Raw genomic sequence first — 19912 nt, forward strand, 5'->3', positions numbered from 1 at the left:
CCGGGGACAAAGGCGAACGCTCCGCTTCTCCGGAACCATCCGCCCGCTCCGCTGCATTCCCCGGACTTCCCGGGAGCTTGCAGGCCCTCCAGCCGCCCCCTTGGAGTTTGGGGGCTAGAGGGAAGTGAGCTGAGCTGGCGCCAGCTCAGCTAGGGTCAAGGTCAAGGTCAAGACCAAGACCAACAAGACAAAGAGCCAAGAACCAAGCACAAAAGCACAAAAGCACAAAAACAAAAAGAAGAAACAAAGAATCAAAAACATAGGAGGAAAACAAAGATGAAAAGAGTATTATCCGGCATGCAGCCAAGCGGTCAGCCAACCCTAGGAAACTACATTGGAGCCATGAAAAATTACGTAGAGCTCCAGCACACGCACGATTGCTACTTCATGGTCGTAGATTTGCACGCCATTACGGTGCCTCAAGAGCCCGCGGCTCTGAAGGAGCAAACCGAGTCGGTGACGGCACTATACATTGCCGCGGGAATCGATCCGGCGAAGGCAACGGTATTTTTACAGTCTCACGTGCATCAGCATGCAGAGCTCGGATGGTTGTTGACGACGCTGACCTACATGGGTGAGCTGGAGCGGATGACGCAGTTCAAGGACAAATCGGAGGGCAAGGAATCCGTAGGAACCGGGTTGTTCACTTATCCTTCCCTGATGGCGGCAGACATATTGCTGTACAATGCGGATTTGGTACCTGTCGGTGACGACCAGAAGCAGCATTTGGAGCTGACGCGCGATTTGGCGCACCGCTTCAACCAACGGTTCGGCGATACGTTCACCATTCCGGAGCCGTACATTCCGAAAGTGGGCGCACGCATCATGTCGCTGGACGATGCATCGAAGAAAATGAGCAAAAGCAATCCGAATCAAGGCAGCTTCATCGCCATGCTGGATGAGCCGGCTGTTATTCGCAAAAAAATTAGCCGGGCCGTGACCGATTCCGGCCGCGAGGTGAAATTCGATCCTCAAAACAAGCCGGAGGTCAGCAATTTAATGAGTATTTATGCCCAATGCTCGAATAAATCGATTGCGGAGATTGAGGCGCTGTACGATGGTCAAGGCTACGGACCGTTCAAGAAGGATTTGGCCGAGCATGTCGTTTCCGTGCTGGAGCCGATCCAACAGCGGTATAAGGACATCCGCCAATCCGGCGAGCTCTATGCTATTCTTCGCCAAGGAGCGGAGCGTGCGGGTGAACAAGCGGAGAAGATGATCCGTGTTGCGAGAGAGAAAATGGGCTTCCTGGTCCTGTAAAACGGCAAAATCCCGGGTACTCACCATGGCGAGCATCCGGGATCCGCTAATAGGGCTTGTCCTGAAAAAATAGATTACTGCGGGCTGTTGCGTTCCTCTTCTTCTCTGCGTCTTCTTTGCTTCGCTTTGACGACAAAGCCAAAGCCGATAAATCCGATTGAAGCGAGGGTAAAAAAGATAACGAGCCATAGGTTTCCCAAGCTGAGCCCCAGGCTGATGCCGGCCAGAAGCAGGGTGCCTACAATGGCAAATAAGAGAGCGAGTCCTTTGTTCATGCGGGTGGTACCGCCTTTCTGATGAGTATTTGAAAATCAAAAAACTTTTTCAAATTGTGTGTATAGTTTTCTCCGTACATCACATAATAAGTTTGCAAGCTTGCAAATACATCAAAGATATCATTCAGATTGAAAGGAGTGCTGATCATCATGGCACAAGGACAATCCAGCAACAGTAACACATTAGTAGTTCCACAAGCTTCTTCAGCTTTAGACCAATTGAAGTATGAGGTAGCTCAAGAGTTGGGTATTCAAATCCCACAAGACGGGTACTACGGTTACATGGCAACTCGTGATACAGGTGCAATCGGTGGTCACATCACTCGTCGTCTGGTGCAGATTGCAGAGCAATCGCTGGCAGGTCAATTCCGTTAATCGCGAATGAATGAACAGCTTCAAACGCATCATCATAGAAGCTCAAGGAGAAATCCTTGGGCTTTTTGAGCATATAAGAAAGTATAAGTTTACAACTTACTTTCGTCTGCCTTGACAAACGCATGCCAACTGGAAAGATGGCGAAGCCGTTAATCCTGGACATGCTGCAATGCAAGTCGCTTCAGCTCTATAACTCTTCAGGTAGCTACCTTCCTCGCCTTAGCCGAATGAGCAAAAGAAGAGGGCTGCTGCCGCAGCCCGTTGCTTGTTAACTGTTCCGGTTACGTATTGACCCGAAGCTTTTTCTCCAGCCGGGAATCGCTGAGCCAGCCTACATACGAATCGAGTGGCTGCATCTCGTGATCCATCAGAAGCACGGCGACGAATGGATACTGTCTCCGGTGGCGGTAGCGTACATCGGCCCAGCGTACCTCATAGCCCCAATCGTGCTGCCTCAGCTCGGCACAAGCGAAGGAGGTAAAGTACAGGAAAGCGGCAATGTCCTTATGCTGCTTGGATGCTTCGACAGCGGGATGCGAAGCGCAGGAAGCCTCGTCGACCCAAGTAATCTGCTTGTTTTTATAACCGCCGAGGGCGAAGCTGCCGTCCGCATGCTTTTTGACAATTTGCCATACATGAAGATGAAACGTAGGTATCAAGTAGTAGCGGTCGCCGTTGCGATAGTGCGGATCCTGCTGGTACAGATGAGATTCCAGATAATGATGATACCATGATCTCCATATATAATACACTGCAATACAGGTGTACAAAATAGGGAAGATGATATTCGGCTCCACCAGATGAACAGACCACATGAAAATGGCGACGATATGGCTTAAAAATATGAACGGGTCGAAAATATGGATAATATTCCAATGCACCCATTTTTCCGAAAAGGGCCTGTAGGCCTGGGTTCCATAAGTATTGAACAGATCGGTAAACACATGAAAGGCGACGGCGATAAACACCCACATGGCAACATGTCCTATTGGCAGGCCGGGAAACGAGAGTGCGAGCGCCAAGGTAATGAAGATGGTCCATAACACAAGAGCCGGCAAGGAGTGGGATAGTCCGCGGTGATTCTTGATGTAAGCCGCATTGCTCTTCAATCGAAGCAAAGTATCGGCATCCGGAGCTTGAGAGCCTATGACCGTTCCGATCAAGACGGCTGTAGAAACGGTTGGATCTGCTGCAACGACAGGATCGATATAGGCGAGTCCCGCCAATCCGAATCCGATCACTAGATGTGTTCCGCTGTCCATGGGTGTCCCTCCTAAAAGTATTCCAACTGGCATCGTAAGCAAAAGCTGTGTTTTTCCGTAAGAAGAGCTTACCTCGTAATCAAAGGCTGGCGTTTTCTAAGACTTGTGAGATCAGGATATAAAGACATATGATTAGTTTATCATTTTCTTCTTCAAAATAAAGCAAAGGGAGTGAAAAAATTGAGTAAAATCTTTGTCGAATATCAAATATTACCCCAATACAGGCCAGCTTATTCAGCATGGGTAGGGAAGGTGAGGGCCGTTTGCCCACAGCTGGAAGTATATGAAGGATCGGACCAGCCCGGTCTGTACGTGGAGATGTGGGAGGGGGTGTCACAGGACGATTATCGGAGAATGAAGGCGATTCGGAAGGACAAAGCGGGGAACGTTGAAAATCATCTGCCTATGGCTGCCGATTGGGCTCAGGTGGACTGGTCGCCTTTGGCAGAATGGGTTCAGGGCGGGGAAAGCAAAATACATATATGGCATTTTGTGAAGGTAAGATAGTCCATAATATGAAGTAAGGATATCCATGGTATCTTTTGGCGAGTCGCGGTAATCTTACAATAGCCTTGCAGTAGAGTATGGTTATTGCAAAGAAAATTGCTTCTAGATCGCGAAGCGCCCGGGGGTAGAATGGATGGAGAGGAACAATATTTTCTGGGGCCACATTAAGGAGAATCGCTGGCCTTACATCATTGGATTTGCATTATTGTCCATATCCAGTCTGCTGCAGCTGCTTATTCCACAGCTTTTGGGACATTTTACAGACAAATTGCAAAATGCAACGCTGACGTTGGATGAATCGGTGAAATTCGCTTTATGGATGATTGTCGTTGGGGTTGGTATCGCTTTTTTCCGCTCAACGAGCCGGATTTATTTGTTCCGTTTATCACGGATGCTGGAAATGAAGGTAAGGGGAGATCTGTTCAAGCATTGGGAGAAGCTGTCGGCGCAATATTTCAACAATCAGCGGATCGGCGATCTGATGTCCCATGCCATCAGCGATGTAGGTGTGATTCGCGAGGTAACGATGCAGGGATATTTTAACATTATGGAAGCGGGGCTTCTCATCATCGTGTCGGTCGTGGCGATGGTCACATCGGTAAACCCTTGGCTGACGCTGGTGACGATGCTTCCTTTGCCGCTCCTGAGCCTGTTGGCGTACCGGTTCAATAAGAGGATTATGGAGCAATCGGTGGACATGCAGCGTGCAATATCGGATTTAACGAGCCGGGTGCAGGAATTTACCGCCGGTATCCGTGTTGTGAAAGCGTTTGTACAGGAAAAAGAGGAGCGTAAGCTGTTCACCAAGGATAACCAGCACGCGGTCGATATGAACCGGAGATTCGTTCGCTCGAACTCCTTGTTCGGCTCGCTAAGCTCGGGGATTGTAGGCTTCAGCTTCCTAGTGTCGGTCGTTCTGGGCGGTGTGATGGTGCTGAAGCATGTGATCACCTTGGGCGAGTTCGTGGCCTTCAATACGTACTTGTCTCTGCTCATGGGCCCTATCGAGAACTTGGGCAAGGTCGTCAATTTGATGCAGCGGGGCAAAGCCTCCGAGATTCGGCTTATGGAAATTTTCCGGACGCAGCCGGATGTGGTGGACGATATGGCGGCCAAGCAGGATATCGAACAAATTGAAGGAGACATCGAAATTCGCAACCTGACCTTTTCGTATCCGGAAGCGCAACGGCCAACGCTTAAAAATATTAATCTTAAAGTTCCGAGAGGAAGCAGTCTGGCCATCGTAGGCCGGGTCGGCAGCGGCAAAAGCACGCTGGTTCACCTGTTGGTTCGGATGTACAACGCGCCGAAGGGAACCGTTTTCATTGACGGGCACGATATTCGGGAAATTCCGCTGCGCACGGTGCGCGGTCAGATCGGGATTGTACCGCAGGATCAATTCTTGTTCTCCTCCACGATTCGGGACAATATCGGCTTCGACCCGAAGCCTTATTCCGATGAGCAGGTGATTGAGGCATCGAAGGTCGCCCAGGTATACGACAACATTGTAGAGTTTCCTGATCAGTTCGATACGGCGCTCGGGGAGCGGGGCATATCGCTATCAGGCGGGCAGCGCCAGCGTGTAAGCATTGCCCGGGCAATCATTAAGAAGCCTTCGATTCTTATCTTCGACGACAGTCTATCTGCGGTAGATACGATTACGGAGGATTTGATCCTGGAGGGCTTGAAGTCGGTGATGAATAAGCGAACGACCATTATTATCGGGCACCGGATTTCGTCGGTTCAGGCGGCGGATCAAATTGTGGTGATGGATGAAGGCAAAATCGTGGAGCAAGGCAACCATGACCAGCTGCTTCGCCGCAACGGAATTTATGCGGATATGTACCATAAACAACTGCTGGATCAGGAAGCGGAGCGCCAGGACGGGCAGGAGCATGATGCGTTAAAAGCCCGGTTGCTGCAGGGAGGTGCCGGCGCATGAATATCCACAGCGAACGTGAAGTGAAGAAGTTTAAGGACAGCCAGCTCCTTACCAGGCTGTTGTCTTTTGCATGGCCTTATTGGAAAATGATCCTGCTGTGTATCGCCCTCGCCTTTCTTATTGTGGTTGCCGATTTGGCAAGACCTTATCTTATGAAGGTAGCGATCGACGGACATATTAACGGGCTGCACAAGCCGATGCTGTCTGCTCCCGTGAACCAGACGGAACCGCTCAAGCCTTATGGCTCGGCGTCGCGTTGGGATGGCCGTGATTATGTTCGGCTGGATGCGGCGGATGCCGCACAATTACAAAGCATTCCCGCTGGGGCGGACAAGAAGCAGATTGTAACTGTGGGCAATCAAGAATACATGATTTTCGGCTGGCTGCCAACACAGCAAGCAGAGGTGCAATTGACAGGCCAGGGTCAAGACACGGCCGTCCTCTCCGGAGGTAAATCGTATCCGGCGGTGCTGCTGGACGAGAAAGCGCTGGAGTCGTTCCGCAAGCAGGATTATACAGGCTTCGTGCAGATCGGCATCCTGTTCCTGCTGACAGTGACGGCGGGAGCCGTGCTCAGTTACTTGCAGAGTAATCTGCTTCAATTTACGGGGCAAAAAATTATTTTCAATATCCGTGAAAGGCTGTTTACGCATCTAAGCCGCATGTCGATGTCCTACTTCGACCGCAATCCGGTCGGAAGGCTGGTCGTACGGGTCACGCAGGATACGGAGTCCTTGAACCAGCTGTACTCTCAGGTCGTTGTCAATCTGGTCAAGGACGTCATCGTCTTGATCGGTATCGTCATCATTATGCTGCAGATGAGCCCGAGGCTGGCGCTGCTGTCCTTTGCGGTGCTGCCTTTCCTGGCGGCGCTGACCTTCTGGTACCGGTCCGTCATCCGGCATGCGCAGCGGGTGTCCAGAATTATTTTATCGCGGCTGAACTCGTTCCTGGCCGAGAATTTGTCCGGGATCCGGATTACCCAGCTGTTTATCCGGGAGGAGCGGCAGTGGGAGCAATTCGATCATCACAATACCGAATTTTATCGCGCAGGGATGCGGGGAACCGTCATTAACTCCATCTTCCAGCCGGCCATCGGCTTCCTCGGGAACCTGGCCATTGCTCTGCTGCTGTGGTATGGCGGAGCCAGCGTCATTGACGGAAGCATTACATTCGGTATCGTGTATGCCTTTACTCATTATGTGCGGCAGTTTTTCCAGCCTCTGATGAGTCTGGCGGAGAAATACAATCAGATTCAGACGGCGATGGTAGGTGCGGAGCGGATCTTCGATATGCTCGATGAGAAGCCGTCGATTGTCGATGCACCGAAAACTTTGAGCCTGCCGAAGCAGGTGCGCGGCGAAATTACGTTTGAGCATGTTTGGTTCGCGTACAACCGGGAGGATTGGGTGCTGAAGGATGTAAGCTTCACGATCCAGCCGGGGCAAACGATTGCCTTCGTCGGTGCGACCGGCGCGGGGAAAAGCTCGATCATTCAATTGATTAACCGGTTTTACGATATTCAAAAAGGGACGATCCGTCTCGACGGTGTGGACATTCGGGACATTCCGCTCGACGAGCTGCGCCGCTGCATCAGCATTGTGCAGCAGGACGTATTCCTGTTCACGGGAGACATTGCTTCTAATATCCGCTTGAACAACAAGGCGATTACGGATGAGCAGGTGTTCGAAGCGGCACGCATGGTGCACATGGACGAATTCGTCCGCGAGCTGCCGATGGGCTACGATACACCGCTCGGAGAGCGCGGCGTCAATCTGTCGCTCGGACAGCGGCAGCTGCTATCGTTCGCAAGAGCGATTGCTTTCCGACCGCAGATTCTTATTCTCGATGAGGCGACGTCGAACATCGATACGGAGACGGAGCTGATCGTGCAGGATGCGCTGCACAATATTTCGGCCGGACGAACGACGTTGATCGTCGCGCACCGATTGTCCACCATCCAGCATGCGGATCAAATTATCGTGATGCATAAGGGCAAGGTGCGCGAGATTGGAAATCATTACCAGCTACTGGCGCAGCGCGGGTACTATCACCGATTGTATGAGCTCCAGTACAAGGAGCAGAAGCCAATATCGAAGGCGAAGTAGGCTTAAGGCATAGCGGCCAGGAGGAAGCAAATAAAGCCGTAACCATCGTAAACCTCATGGACCCAGCCGTTTGTATAACGGTCGGGTTCATGAGGTTTACTTTTTTACCACAATAGAGGTTATCGGATGTGAATTTTGGTTTTGGCGATAAAACCTGCACCGAACGCGGTCGCTCGTCTGCAAGGCTTCGATGGAGGTTTTCTCAATAAGATCCTTAGTAAAGATTAACCCTCCGCATCCGCGTATTCCAGCCGGACTCCCTCTACTTTGATGTAGGCAGGAGGCCCGCTTTGCAACACCAACCATAGCGTTCCCTTTCACCGTTACCTCGAACTTGAGATGTAACGATAGCGGCTTGGTGACGCGCTGTGACCATGTCATTCGATTTCCACTAAGGACTGGATCGACAAACGCTGCAACATCTTCGCCTTGGGTAGCCGTACCTTTCCTCATTCGTTGCTTACGGTACCGCATCATTTGAATGCCCGCATGCGTGATTCGTGGACCCCATTCCCGTCTTACGTATTGTTCTGATCACCGCTTCTGCCGACAGGGGCAGGAGGATCACGGTTCCGATGACACTGCCTGTGTAGGCAACGACATATTCCAACCCCAGTACACCCGATAATAGGGTCAAGAGCAGGTGAATAGAGAGATTCGTAAAGCAAAAGGCGTAGTTTCTTATCATCCAATTGCGGTGCATGTCGAATTTCTTGCGCTTTACGTAAACATAGGCAGTCAAGGTGACGGCAAGCCAAGCCAAATTCCACAGGTTGAACATCATGCTGATGGTTCGTCCGCCTGTCGCATACGGAGCCATGTATCCGGAAGTAAGCACGACCCCGACCACGCTGATTAAATAAGCGTATCCCACGATTCGATGTGCATTCCGGTAATGACGGAGTATCCAACTCGAAATATTTATAATGCCTGCTAGTAAAGCAATTGAAGCAAAAGCAATGTGGACATCCAACACAGTCAACCAAACCGGCACCTCAAGCGTATGTTTGAGACCGAGCTTGTGCGAAAGGAAACCTGCTGCACCCGGATCCCAGACATATCGATTCAAGAGCGCCCAGAGGATAGATGCGATAGCGACCGCAACGATCCCCCCGTATAAGCGTCCAAGCTTCATTGTTACATCCTCCCTGTTTGCTAAAATCAGTTTTGACATCTACCAGCTTAATTCCGACCCGTCAAAAGACAAAGACCCAAACCATCACAAAACCATCACAAAACCGTCACGAACCCATCACGACATACAATCCGTTCCTGCCGCTAAGAGGAAAAGTGTTATACTATTCGGTAGGTTCCTGGTTTAATCGTGCCAAAAAGGTAGGGATTTTCATGAATCAAATGAAAACGGTAATGGTCATTGACGATGACGTCAGCATCGTTGAGCTTATGAGGGATTTTTTGGCGAATGACGGCTTTCGTGTGATAACGGCAAATGACGCAGAGACAGCACTGGCCTTGTTCAAGCAGCATCCGGTTGATTGCTTGATTCTGGACGTGATGATGCCTGGAGCGGACGGCTTTGACCTGTGCAGGAAAATTCGCGAGACGAGCCATGTTCCGATCCTGTTTCTAAGCGCGCGGGACGATGATCTTTACAAGATCCGGGGGCTTGGTATCGGGGGAGATGATTACATCGTGAAGACCGCTTCTCCCATTGAAGTGATTGCACGCGTCAAGGCGGTTTTGCGCCGGGTCAGCACATCGGGGCAGGTCATAGAGAACATTATCGATTACGGCCGGCTTCAGTTGAATATTACGACGAGGGAAGTATATGTAGGCGGTGAGACGGTTTCCTTTACTCCAAAAGAATACGAAGTATTTCGTTTGCTTGCCGAGCATCCGCGGCAGGTCTTTACCTACGATCTGTTATTGGATCGGTTCTGGGAAGGCATTGGGGATAAACATACGGTACGGGTGCTTATGGCAAGGATACGTGAAAAAATTGAGGCCGAGCCGAGTCAGCCACATTACATAACGAATGTTTGGGGAATAGGATATCGGTTCGAGGGCAAAGCGTTATGAAGGCAATCCGGGTACGCACGGTTTTGTTCGTTGCCTTGTTGATGATCTCAAGTCTTTCCTGGCTTACTTACGTTATCGTTTACCTCATCGAAACCAAATCCCTGCACATCGGTACTCGGGAACCCAGCCGAGTCGGGGTGTGGATAGCCATGTCCATGGGCGTTCTTTCTGCTGCAGCTGTGTTCGGATACGGTCTGCACCGATGGATTGTCAAGCCGCTCGAAGCCGTGGGCAAGGCCGCACGGCAAATTGCGGAAGGCGATCTGGATATCGCGATACCCCCTATGGGCATTCGAGAGATAGCAGATGTCAAGAATGGCTTTGACCTCATGGTTAGGGGGCTTGGCCGGTCTCTTGAGAAGCAGTCTGCTCTTGAAGAAGAAAGACGATTTTTTATCGGGTCTATTGCGCACGATTTGCGCACGCCGTTATTTGCCCTTAAAGGATATTTGGAAGGACTGGACCGGGGCATTGCAGCCACTCCCGAGCAAATGGACCATTACGTGAAGGTTTGTATACAAAAATCCAACCAATTGGACCGGCTGGTCACGGACCTCATCACTTTTGCCAAAACGGAATACATGGAAAACCTAAATCAGGAAGAGCCAATCGAGGTCGTGGAGCTTCTCAGCAAATCTGTCGAGACCCTGCGTCACTTAGCCGAAACCAAGATGATCACCTTTTACATTGAAGCGCCTCCGAAAGGCAGGGGATCGGGCACGATCCTTGGGGACGTCTATCTTTTGGAACGTGCCTTCAACAACCTGCTCGATAATGCTGTCCGGTATATCCCAAGCCATGGTGTCATTTGGGTAAGCTGCTCTTTTGCACCGGACAGAGTGACAATAACCATTCGGGATTCAGGTCCCGGCATACCGGAATCGGATCTTGGGCAGGTGTTCGAACCGTTATACCGCGGTGAGTCCTCGCGAAACCGGGAGTCTGGCGGAACCGGGCTTGGTCTGACTATAGCGAAGCGTATTTTTAGGGCCCATGGGGGAGAGCTGAAGGCCGGCAATCATCCTGAAGGGGGAGCGATGGTTACGGGATGGTTTCCTGATAAGCGGGATACGAGCGGATGAATAAACTTCGTTGAACTAGACGATTCCCGAAAGAGAGAAGCTTGAGCCACAGATATACTTACGGTTAACTGCTGGTTTGATCAGATTTTTTGTCTAAATAAAGACTCCCATCACTTTGGAGCTCAGCAAAAAATACCTCATCTACGGATTGCACCCCGAATGATTTGATTTGATCCTCAAGCCACTCCCGATTTAATTGCAGCTCCTTGAGGTTTCTTTTTACGATTTTACCGTCAACAATGAGCTCAGTCGGAAGATAAAGGCGCTTCTGAATAGGCAGCTTCAGATCCCTTTTGGTCGGAGCTTCCTCTTCTTGTTTCTTTAATACGCTTAATTTGCCATTGGGCTCTAGAATCCCATAGTCGACTTCCCGGACAGAGAAAACATTTTTATCTCGAAGCAGCATGCTTAAATCATCCATATTTAATTTACTTAATGCCATGGCTTTTGGTTGAATTTTCCCTTTTTTGATGACGATTGCCGGTTCCCCATCAAACAATACTCTAACTAGAGGCGATTTAAGAGCTAATTGCTCAATAAGTATCGTCAGGAAGGCCCACAAGGCCATGGCAGTAATACCGGCAGCCGCTTTAATTTCTTTATTCAGTACGATTTCACCGGCAATGTTTCCAAGAGCAATTCCTGTGATGTAGGTAAAAAATGTCATTTGGCTCAACTGTTTTTTTCCTAACAAACGTGTTAGCAGCAATAAAGCGACAAAGCTTAACAAAGTTCTGAGAGAATACTGAAAAATATGATCCATAACTCATCTCCGTTGATTGTATGTACCTGGCGCGGTCTTCACTCGAGTAAACCTAACTCTTCATATACCTTTAACGAGACGACGCCATTTGGAATCAGGCTGTGATCGCGTTGAAATTCTTTTAAGGCTGCGGTCGTGTTCGAGCGAAACTTTCCGTTGCACATCCCTTTGAAGTAACCGGCGCTTTTCAGCCGAGACTGAATCAGCTGCACGTCCCCTCCGACGTCGCCCTCCGCCAAATCCCTCGGTTCATGATTCGGGTCTCCCAATACATGACCATAAATTTTTACAATGGTACCAACCGGTATCATCTCAAATAGCTCTATGACATCACTATTGCGCATGCGGATGCAACCGTGACTCAAGTGCTGGCCAATGGAGTAGGGCCTATTTGTACCGTGAATACCGTAATTTCCCCAAGGGACGTTCAAACCAAGCCAACGCGGGCCGAAGGAAGGAGCCCAATCCTTCCCCTTATATACAATTTGATATTCTCCAACAGGAGTAGGAGTGGACGGATTGCCAACGGCAATAGGATATGTTTTGAATTTTTGCCCTTGTACACGGACCACCATTTGATGACGTTGAGGGTAAATTTCTATCATGTATATTCCCTGGTCAGCGACAATGGGCAAGGGGGTATCGGCATGAGCAGGGGAGTAAGTACTTCCTCCAAGCAGGGGCCAAATCAGTAAAGGCAGTATAAAGGAGCGCAGTATAAAATATCGCAGGCTTCGCATGTTTTGTTCTCCACCAGTTAAATTTTAATGTATGATCTAGGTTGTCCCTGAGGTGGAAGTTCATTCATTATTTTCGATAGATGATGCCCTAACCGTCTCATTCTTATTTGATGAAGATGCCGATTCGGCTTCCGGGGTTTTAACAGCATAAGCCCTATATCCCGAGAAAATACGGCTTTCGTCCCCCTGTATTTTTGCCCCTGATTCCTGTATGATGGAACATGTTGTCGAATTATGGAATGCAAAGGGGGAGTTTTGTCCTTATGCCTCAAATAGACATGCCTTCCGTCGTGCTTTTAATTTTTGCGGCCCTTGGGATCGTGAGCAATAACAATTCCATTACGATCGCAGTTGTTTTTCTGCTGCTGCTGCGAGTCGTGAATTTGCACCAGGCGTTTCCATGGATTGAAAAATACGGTCTGACGATCGGTATTATTGTCCTGACGGTTGGGATACTGGCACCACTGGCCAGCGGCAAAATTACCGTACAAACGTTGTACGAATCGTTTTTTCATTGGAAGTCTCTGCTCGCAGTAGCGGTCGGTGTACTAGTGGCTTACTTGGGCGGACGCGGGGCTATGCTGATGACGAACCAGCCGACCATTGTGACCGGATTGCTGCTGGGCACGATTTTGGGTGTCGCGTTCTTGAAGGGCGTTCCCGTGGGACCGTTGATTGCGGCAGGCATTTTATCCTTATTTCTTGGGAAATGACGCCAACTGCTGCAGGATGGACCCACCGATTTACAGACCGGGCAACGAATATATTGGATGGATAGCTTTTTGTAAAAAATGCCGAATCAGCACAGCACAAGTGCTTGTACGGGGGACTTCTTTCTTGGGGTGAATATTCGCGTGCCTATAGGCAGCGACTAAGGGAAACCTCTTCCCTAACCCGTCAACTAACCTCGGAGGCGAATAGGAGGAATTTGGCTTTGAAGCTTTTTGGTAAAATGTTTGTTTTTTCATGCGCATTTGTTTCGTGCGCCCTCTTTTCGGTCGTTCATGCACATGCAGCCGCCCCGGAGGAAAGCGTCAAAATTCAGGTGAACGACAAGATCGTTCTGTTTCCCGAAGGACAGCCGGTCGTGGATGGGAGCTCTCAGCTGCAAGTGCCGTTCCGGCCTTTGATGGAGTCGCTCGGCTACCAGATCGGCTGGTCACAGGAAGGCAGAGAAATTAAAGTTACAATGAAAAAAGACGATCAGACCTTAGCCTTGAAGACGGGAGATTCCTTCGTTGTCCTCAACGGAAAGCAAGTGAACTTGAATTCGATGATCGGCATGGCCCAAGGCAGCGTCTATATTCCGCTCCGGTTCGTCTCGGAAACCTTGGGCAGCAAGGTGCAATGGGATGACGACAACCGGATCGCTATCGTGGATGCCGATGGGAAATACCATGCCCCGGCTTGGTACAAGCCCAAGCAGCAGGATGGCGTGCTCGAATTTGCCCAAGGCTATCTTGGGGTTCCGTATGCTTGGGGAGGCACGACACCTGACGGCTTTGACTGTTCCGGGTTCGTACGTTATGTATTTAACCAAAAACGGGGAATGGATTTGCCGCGAACCTCTACCGAAATGTACGATAGTGTAGGAGTGGCGGTAGCTAGTCCCAAGCCGGGCGATTTGGTCTTCTTCTCCAAAAGCGGAACGTCCCATGTAGGGATCTACCTCGGTAACGGCCAATTCATCTCAGCTACAACGTCCCACGGGGTTCATATCGATTCACTCTCCAGTTCTTATTGGGGCTCGAGATACATAGGCGCAAAAAGCTTATAGGATTCATTTATCCAAAGTGAAGGCAGGATGAAACAGGTTGCTTCGGCAGCCTGTTTTTTTTGTTTACATCGAACTTATTGTGTGATACTTTAAACATTATAACGTTATAACCATAATAGAGTTGGAGAAAAAGGTGAGTGGAATGAAAGAAAGCTTCGTACTGCGCAACGTCAAGCGGGTGACCGGAGAAGCCCTCGACCTTGTGATACATGAAGGGAAGATTGCTGAGGTGACACCGCCCGGAAGCGGCCGCGGCCCTCGAATCCTGGATGGTTTCGGAGCCTACGTCTCCAGCGGTTGGATCGATCTGCACGTACATGCCTTGCCGCAATTGGATCCGTACGGTGATGAGATCGATGAGATCGGTGTGAAGCAGGGCGTTACGACGATTGTCGATGCGGGAAGCTGCGGAGCGGACCGGATCGGGGAGCTGGCTGCCAGCCGGGCGGGAGCCAAAACGAATGTATTCGCTTTTTTGAACATTTCGCACATTGGTTTGCAGCGTATCGACGAACTATCCAACCTGGACTGGATCGATTCGGAGAAAGTCAAGCACTCGATTCACAAGTATAAGGATGTTATTGTGGGATTAAAGGCACGCATAAGCAAGAGTGTCGTCCGTGACAGCGGGATCGAGCCGCTGCATAGGGCCAGAAGCCTTTCGGAGGAAACCGGCTTGCCGCTTATGGTACATATCGGATCAGGTCCGCCGAGTATCGAGGAGGTGATCCCTCTGCTCAAGAAAGGCGATGTGCTCACCCACTATCTTAACGGCAAGGCCAATCATTTGTTCGATGCCGGCATGGCGCCGCTTCCCGTGCTAACGGATGCGATCGCGCGAGGCGTGCATCTTGATGTGGGTCACGGCACGGCCAGCTTCTCGTTCAAGGTTGCGGAGGCGGCCAAGCGGCACGGTATCCGGTTTGACACCATCAGCACGGACATTTATCGCGGCAACCGGATCAACGGTCCCGTGTACAGCATGGCCCACATTCTGACCAAATTTCTTTATTTGGGCTATTCGCTTGAGGAAGTGATCGCTGCCGTCACGACCCGTGCCGCAAGCTGGCTTGGCAAGCCGGAGCTGGGACGAATCCAGGCAGGGGACACAGCGAATCTGACTTTGTTCAGGTTGTGCGTTGAGCCGACAGTTCTAGTCGATTCCGAGGGAGACCGAAGGATGGCGGAGGTTAGAATAGAAACCAAGGGAGCGGTAGTAAATGGCGAATTCATTGAATGCTAAATATGGCTTGAAGCGAGTGATTAACGCGAGCGGGCGCATGAGTATCCTCGGGGTATCGGCTCCGACGGATACCGTGATGGAGGCGATGAAGCGGGGCGGACAAAGCTACGTGGAAATAGCCGATCTCGTAGACAAGGCGGGGGATTACATCGCACGGATACTAGGCTCGGAGGCGGCGCTGGTTGTCAATTCGGCATCAAGCGGGATTGCTCTCTCGGTCGCGGGGATCGTGACGGAAGGGAACCGCCGCAGGAGTGAGCGTCTGCATCAAGACGAGATTATCAAGAATGAAATTATTATATTAAAAGGACATAATGTGCAGTACGGCGCACCGGTAGAAACGATGGTCTATTTAGGCGGAGGGAAGCTGGTCGAAGCAGGCTATGCGAATGAAGGCAAGGCGGAGCATATCGAGGAGGCTATCTCTGATAAAACCGCGGCGATACTTTATGTGAAATCCCATCATGCGGTGCAGAAAAATATGATTTCCGTAGAGGAAGCCTGGGAAATCTCGCAGCGCACCGGCGTTCCGCTGATCGTGGATGCGGCAGCGGAGGAGGATATCCAGAAGTATGTCAAGGTTTCGGATCTTGCGATTTACAGTGGCTCCAAGGCGATCGAGGGTCCGACCTCCGGCATCATCGGAGGAAAGCGCAAGTATATCGAGTGGGTGAAGGTGCAGCTTCACGGCATTGGACGCAGCATGAAGGTCGGCAAGGAAACGACCTTCGGACTGCTGCAGGCGCTGGATGAGTACGGAGTCAAGGAAGATAAGAGCGGGCAGGAGAAGGCTTCGCTGCAGGCGCTCATGCCGCTCGGTGAGCTGCCGGGAGTCCGCGTCACGATTGTACAGGATGAAGCGGGCCGTACCATCTTCCGCGCCAGAATCGCCATTGATCCGCAGGCCTCCGGCACGACTGCCAAAGAAGTGGTGAAGGGTTTGCAGGAAGGCGACATCGCCATTTATACTCGGGATTATGGCGTGAAGCAAGGTTTTTTCGATATTGACCCGCGTCCGCTGCAGGGTAACGATATGGATGTCATCGCAGACCGTGTCCGTGAATTGGTTACAAATGGAGGGAGCTTATAGCATGTCGAATATAGCGAAACGATTTTATAAAGGCCGCGTCGCCCTGAATGTGCTTGCGAACCGTATTGATAATGCCAAGGAAGTGTTCGAAGCCGCCGAAGGCTTCGTGCTGGTCGGCGTGCTGTCAAAAGATTATGCTACCGTAGAAGAAGCGGTTTCTGCCATGAAGCAGTACGGCGAAGCGATCGACGATGCCGTATCGATCGGCTTAGGCGCAGGGGATAACCGGCAGGCCGCAGTCGTTGCAGAAATAGCGAAGCATTATTCGGGAACCCATATCAATCAGGTATTCCCCTCGGTAGGAGCCACGAGAGCGAATCTAGGCGGGAAGGACAGCTGGATTAACAGCCTCGTATCGCCAACAGGCCGCGCAGGCTACGTCAATATTTCCACCGGCCCGGTCAGCGCAGCTTTGGATGAGCATGCGATTGTTCCGGTCAAAACGGCGATTGCACTAGTTCGTGACATGGGCGGCAATGCCCTCAAATATTTCCCGATGAACGGTCTCAGTCGGGAGGACGAACTCCGGGCGGTTGCTCAAGCCTGCGCCGAAGAGGCGTTCGCGCTGGAGCCGACCGGGGGCATCGACAAGGACAATTTCGAAGCCATTCTGCGCATTGCGCTGGAGGCCGGTGTGCCGCAAATCATTCCCCATGTATATTCGTCCATTATCGATAAGGCAACCGGAAGGACCCGCGCAACGGACGTACGGGAATTGCTGGCCATAGTCAAGAAATGGGTGGATTTGCATGCCTAATGCGAAGGTCGCCGCTTTCGGAGAAGTGATGATGCGGCTTGCGGTTCCGGGCTGCGAGCTGCTGACGCAAGCAAACACGTTAAATTATTCGTTCTCCGGTACGGGTGTCAATGTGGCTGCCGCCCTCACCCGGTTAGGGCATACGGGCTACATGGTATCCCGTTTGCCGGCCAACCCTGTCGGGGATGCGGCCGCATCCAGTCTCGGAAAGCTGGGGATTCATCCGGCATTTTTGAAGCGGGGGGGTCAATACATGGGCATGTACTTCCTGGAGAGCGGGTTTGGTACCCGCCCGAGCCGGGTGACCTATTCGAACCGTCTGGAGAGCAGCTTTAATACGGCGCCTGCAGGCGAATATGATGTTGACAGCATTGCGAGGACGGTCAAGCTTGTTCATTTTTGCGGCATTACGCTGGCAATGAATGATGGCGTTCGCCAGCATATGCAGGTATTGGCCAAGGCGGTCAAAGCCGCCGGAGGGACGGTCGTGTTCGACTGCAATTACAGACCCTCCCTGTGGGGCGACAATGGCTATGAAAAGGCACGGCCTCACTACGAGGCCATGCTGCAGCTGGCGGATATCGTCATGATGAACGAGAAGGACGCGATGTACACGCTTGGCATGATTCCGGCCTCCCGAGAAGGACGTGAGGAGCAGCTGCGGGAGCTGATTCCCGCTGTAGCGGCTCAGTACGATATTGCCGTCATTGCAGGAACACACCGCTCCATTCAAGGAAACAACACGCACTCACTGCGCGGGTTCATGTATAAGGAGCGGGTGTTTACCTTTTCGCGTACCCTAAATTTTGCCGTCTATGATAGAATAGGGGCAGGAGACGCCTATACGAGCGGGATTATTCATGGGGAGCTGAACGGCTTCCCTCCGGAGACAACCGTTGGCTTTGCGGCTGCCGCCGGAATGCTTGCCCATACGATTGCCGGTGATACACCGATGTCGTCGGAGCAGGAAATACGGCGTGCGATGACGGAAGCTGTGGGTGATGTAGAAAGGTAGTGGATGCAGCCGTGAATTTATCCCGGAGAAATAAACCGTTATATTTGCAAATTAAACATATTGTGAAAGACCGGATTTTGCATGGGATGTACCCGCTTGGAGGCACCATTCCGTCGGAGCCGCAGCTGGAGGAGGAATTCCAGGTCAGTAAAATTACGGTGCGCAATGCGATACAGGAGCTGGTGCAGGAAGGCTATCTGGAAAAAGGAAGCGGCCGTGGCACCAAGGTGATCCGCAATACCTCGGCCTCCAAGCTGTCCAGGTGGAAAAGGTTTACGGAAGTCCTGGTCGAGGAAGGCCACCGGATTGAAAAGCAATGGCTGCATGCCGAGACCGTGGACAATGAGGAAGGAAGCGAGCTGCACCGCTTGTTCGGAAGCCGCTGTCTGCGCATTGAACGCGTATATCGTCTCAACGGTGTCCCTTACATCCATTATACCCACTACTTGAGCGGGCAAATGGAGGACGCCGAGCTGTCCCCGGAGCCGAATGCCCAGTCGCTCTATGAGCTGCTGGAGGAGCAGAACATCGCGCTGGTGCGGTTTCGGGATGAGTTCGCAGCCTCGCTGGCTCCCGCAGAGGCAGGGCGCATTTTAGGCGTTGCGCCAGGAACGCCTTTGTTGAAGCGAACCCGCTATTCCTACGGGGAGAACGATGAGGTTGTAGAATACAGCATCGGATATTATCACACGGAGCAGCAAACGTATGTGGTGAATTACGAGGTATAGCTTTGGAGGGAGCGGTTCTCGAAAGAGGGACGCCCTTGCCATATCAATATGAGGTATGCGGGAAAAAAGCATCCGCCGACGTGCTCCCATTTGGCGCGCAGGCAGATGCTTTTTTTTGGTGTGTTCAATGCAGCAGGCCAGCATAGCCGGCACCAGCTTGTTCCCGAACGTTACCACTTATACGTTCCTTCCGAATGATTCAATTTATTGGCCCAGATGGTATACCCCATCCCCACGTACGTCAGCCCCCAGAAGAATGCAAAATATTTGTTGTCCTCCACCGGCAGCACCATGGATGCGATCATCATAACGAACAGACCCGGAATCCAGCGGGGGAATACTTTGGCACGGTAGGTGAGTAAGGTAAATACGAGCGTCCCTCCGGTAAAACAAATAAGGGTAAGTGTCCTTGAAATCACTACAAAGAGCCCATCCGGATTAATCTCCGGCTTTATGGAGGCAAAGGATGACCACAGCATGCATGTCGTCACAATATTGCCGATGATGATCGCCAGCACGGTAATAAATCCGATGACTCCGGTTTCGCGGGATTGAACCATGTAAGTGACAATCGTACAAGCAGACATCAGGATGCAGGCAATGAGCCCGAAGGTCAGCTCCTGCACACTGTCCGTCCCCCAAATCAAAGAGCTTGGCGTCATCCCCATTCGGATAATACCCGCCAGCAAACACAGCATACCTAACCATCGAATCACTTGCTTTTCATTCATTATCATTTCCGCCTCCCGCATGATCGTATCGCTTATGTGCTCATTGTAGAGGAGGGGGCATCATGGAAAACAGAGGAGGGGCGTCACGGGAATCGGGGAAACAGGATCGGGACATTTTCGGGAAAATCTCTTGGTCTGTTGGGAAAATAGCTGATTTCCATATTCAAGGCGAGGGAGTGCCGTTATAATGAAGGTAATCTTTACGATATGCAGGAGG

21 protein-coding genes and 1 riboswitch are annotated in these 19912 nt (G+C 51.2%); of the genes, 15 read left to right on the plus strand and 6 right to left on the minus strand.

The genetic code is table 11. The annotated features are described in order from the left end of the window. Window positions 1–276: 276 nt before the first annotated feature. Window positions 277–1260 (plus strand): tryptophan--tRNA ligase, encoded by a 984-nt coding sequence (gene trpS, locus CF651_RS05310; protein WP_094013826.1) that lies wholly within the window; start codon window positions 277–279, stop codon window positions 1258–1260. Between the two features lie 74 nt (window positions 1261–1334). Here the strand turns inward: trpS and CF651_RS05315 are convergent, their stop codons facing one another. Further along, the gene (locus CF651_RS05315; RefSeq protein WP_094013827.1) at window positions 1335–1535 is read right to left on the minus strand and encodes a DUF5325 family protein; all 201 of its coding nucleotides are present in this window, start codon (window positions 1533–1535) and stop codon (window positions 1335–1337) included. A gap of 150 nt (window positions 1536–1685) precedes the next feature. Here CF651_RS05315 and CF651_RS05320 point away from each other — a divergent pair, with 150 nt between their 5' ends. Next, window positions 1686–1910: an alpha/beta-type small acid-soluble spore protein gene (locus CF651_RS05320; protein WP_094013828.1), complete on the plus strand. Its 225-nt coding sequence runs from the start codon at window positions 1686–1688 to the stop codon at window positions 1908–1910. Window positions 1911–2191: 281 nt separating this feature from the next. Here CF651_RS05320 and CF651_RS05325 read toward each other — a convergent pair whose 3' ends face one another. Continuing rightward, complete coding sequence (locus tag CF651_RS05325) at window positions 2192–3172, minus strand: metal-dependent hydrolase (RefSeq protein ID WP_094013829.1); 981 nt, start codon at window positions 3170–3172, stop codon at window positions 2192–2194. Window positions 3173–3352: 180 nt separating this feature from the next. Between CF651_RS05325 and CF651_RS05330 the strand changes: the two genes are divergently transcribed. The 3 genes from CF651_RS05330 to CF651_RS05340 all read left to right on the plus strand — a co-directional run bounded on the left by CF651_RS05330 (window position 3353) and on the right by CF651_RS05340 (window position 7729). Beyond that, window positions 3353–3679 (plus strand): hypothetical protein, encoded by a 327-nt coding sequence (locus CF651_RS05330; protein ID WP_094013830.1) that lies wholly within the window; start codon window positions 3353–3355, stop codon window positions 3677–3679. Between the two features lie 133 nt (window positions 3680–3812). Further along, the gene (locus CF651_RS05335) at window positions 3813–5621 is read left to right on the plus strand and encodes an ABC transporter ATP-binding protein (RefSeq protein WP_094013831.1); all 1809 of its coding nucleotides are present in this window, start codon (window positions 3813–3815) and stop codon (window positions 5619–5621) included. Beyond that, on the plus strand, window positions 5618–7729 hold the full coding sequence (locus CF651_RS05340; protein ID WP_094013832.1) for an ABC transporter ATP-binding protein: 2112 nt from the start codon (window positions 5618–5620) through the stop codon (window positions 7727–7729). The genes CF651_RS05335 and CF651_RS05340 overlap by 4 nt, the downstream gene beginning before the upstream one ends. A gap of 460 nt (window positions 7730–8189) precedes the next feature. Here the strand turns inward: CF651_RS05340 and CF651_RS05350 are convergent, their stop codons facing one another. Beyond that, on the minus strand, window positions 8190–8864 hold the full coding sequence (locus tag CF651_RS05350) for a DUF2306 domain-containing protein (protein ID WP_094013834.1): 675 nt from the start codon (window positions 8862–8864) through the stop codon (window positions 8190–8192). Window positions 8865–9076: 212 nt separating this feature from the next. Here CF651_RS05350 and CF651_RS05355 point away from each other — a divergent pair, with 212 nt between their 5' ends. After that, window positions 9077–9769, plus strand: a complete 693-nt coding sequence (locus tag CF651_RS05355; protein ID WP_094014095.1) for a response regulator transcription factor — start codon at window positions 9077–9079, stop codon at window positions 9767–9769. After that, window positions 9766–10851, plus strand: a complete 1086-nt coding sequence (locus CF651_RS05360) for a sensor histidine kinase (RefSeq protein WP_094013835.1) — start codon at window positions 9766–9768, stop codon at window positions 10849–10851. Before CF651_RS05355 ends, CF651_RS05360 begins: the two co-directional genes overlap by 4 nt. 64 nt (window positions 10852–10915) lie before the next feature. Here the strand turns inward: CF651_RS05360 and CF651_RS05365 are convergent, their stop codons facing one another. Beyond that, the gene (locus tag CF651_RS05365; RefSeq protein WP_094013836.1) at window positions 10916–11614 is read right to left on the minus strand and encodes a YetF domain-containing protein; all 699 of its coding nucleotides are present in this window, start codon (window positions 11612–11614) and stop codon (window positions 10916–10918) included. A gap of 38 nt (window positions 11615–11652) precedes the next feature. Next, window positions 11653–12354, minus strand: a complete 702-nt coding sequence (locus CF651_RS05370) for a L,D-transpeptidase family protein (RefSeq protein ID WP_094013837.1) — start codon at window positions 12352–12354, stop codon at window positions 11653–11655. 263 nt (window positions 12355–12617) lie between these two features. On the opposite strand from CF651_RS05370, the gene CF651_RS05375 reads away from it, so the two are divergent. The 7 genes from CF651_RS05375 (at window position 12618) to CF651_RS05405 (ending at window position 18964) form a co-directional block, all read left to right on the plus strand. After that, window positions 12618–13067: a DUF441 domain-containing protein gene (locus CF651_RS05375; protein ID WP_094013838.1), complete on the plus strand. Its 450-nt coding sequence runs from the start codon at window positions 12618–12620 to the stop codon at window positions 13065–13067. A gap of 69 nt (window positions 13068–13136) precedes the next feature. Continuing rightward, window positions 13137–13285: riboswitch (cyclic di-AMP (ydaO/yuaA leader) on the plus strand. 3 nt (window positions 13286–13288) lie between these two features. Beyond that, on the plus strand, window positions 13289–14131 hold the full coding sequence (locus CF651_RS05380; RefSeq protein ID WP_245855715.1) for a C40 family peptidase: 843 nt from the start codon (window positions 13289–13291) through the stop codon (window positions 14129–14131). Window positions 14132–14273: 142 nt separating this feature from the next. Beyond that, window positions 14274–15374 carry an amidohydrolase/deacetylase family metallohydrolase gene (locus tag CF651_RS05385; protein ID WP_094013839.1) on the plus strand — a complete coding sequence of 367 codons (1101 nt, stop codon included), beginning with the start codon at window positions 14274–14276 and terminating at the stop codon, window positions 15372–15374. Next, window positions 15352–16464, plus strand: coding sequence for a DgaE family pyridoxal phosphate-dependent ammonia lyase (locus CF651_RS05390; protein ID WP_094013840.1), 1113 nt, complete (start codon window positions 15352–15354; stop codon window positions 16462–16464). The genes CF651_RS05385 and CF651_RS05390 overlap by 23 nt, the downstream gene beginning before the upstream one ends. Before the next feature lies 1 nt (window position 16465). After that, a complete protein-coding gene (dagF, locus tag CF651_RS05395; RefSeq protein ID WP_094013841.1) occupies window positions 16466–17221 on the plus strand; it encodes a 2-dehydro-3-deoxy-phosphogluconate aldolase in 756 nt (251 codons plus the stop codon). Beyond that, a complete protein-coding gene (locus CF651_RS05400) occupies window positions 17214–18236 on the plus strand; it encodes a sugar kinase (RefSeq protein ID WP_094013842.1) in 1023 nt (340 codons plus the stop codon). The genes dagF and CF651_RS05400 overlap by 8 nt, the downstream gene beginning before the upstream one ends. 11 nt (window positions 18237–18247) lie before the next feature. Next, window positions 18248–18964, plus strand: coding sequence for a GntR family transcriptional regulator (locus CF651_RS05405; protein WP_094014097.1), 717 nt, complete (start codon window positions 18248–18250; stop codon window positions 18962–18964). A 170-nt stretch (window positions 18965–19134) separates the two neighbouring features. Here the strand turns inward: CF651_RS05405 and CF651_RS05410 are convergent, their stop codons facing one another. Beyond that, complete coding sequence (locus CF651_RS05410; protein WP_094013843.1) at window positions 19135–19695, minus strand: hypothetical protein; 561 nt, start codon at window positions 19693–19695, stop codon at window positions 19135–19137. Window positions 19696–19757: 62 nt separating this feature from the next. Here CF651_RS05410 and CF651_RS33100 point away from each other — a divergent pair, with 62 nt between their 5' ends. Next, window positions 19758–19883 (plus strand): hypothetical protein, encoded by a 126-nt coding sequence (locus tag CF651_RS33100; RefSeq protein WP_281254444.1) that lies wholly within the window; start codon window positions 19758–19760, stop codon window positions 19881–19883. Window positions 19884–19912 lie beyond the last annotated feature (29 nt).

This window comes from Paenibacillus rigui (assembly GCF_002234615.1).
Classification (GTDB): Bacteria; Bacillota; Bacilli; order Paenibacillales; family NBRC-103111; genus Paenibacillus_S; species Paenibacillus_S rigui.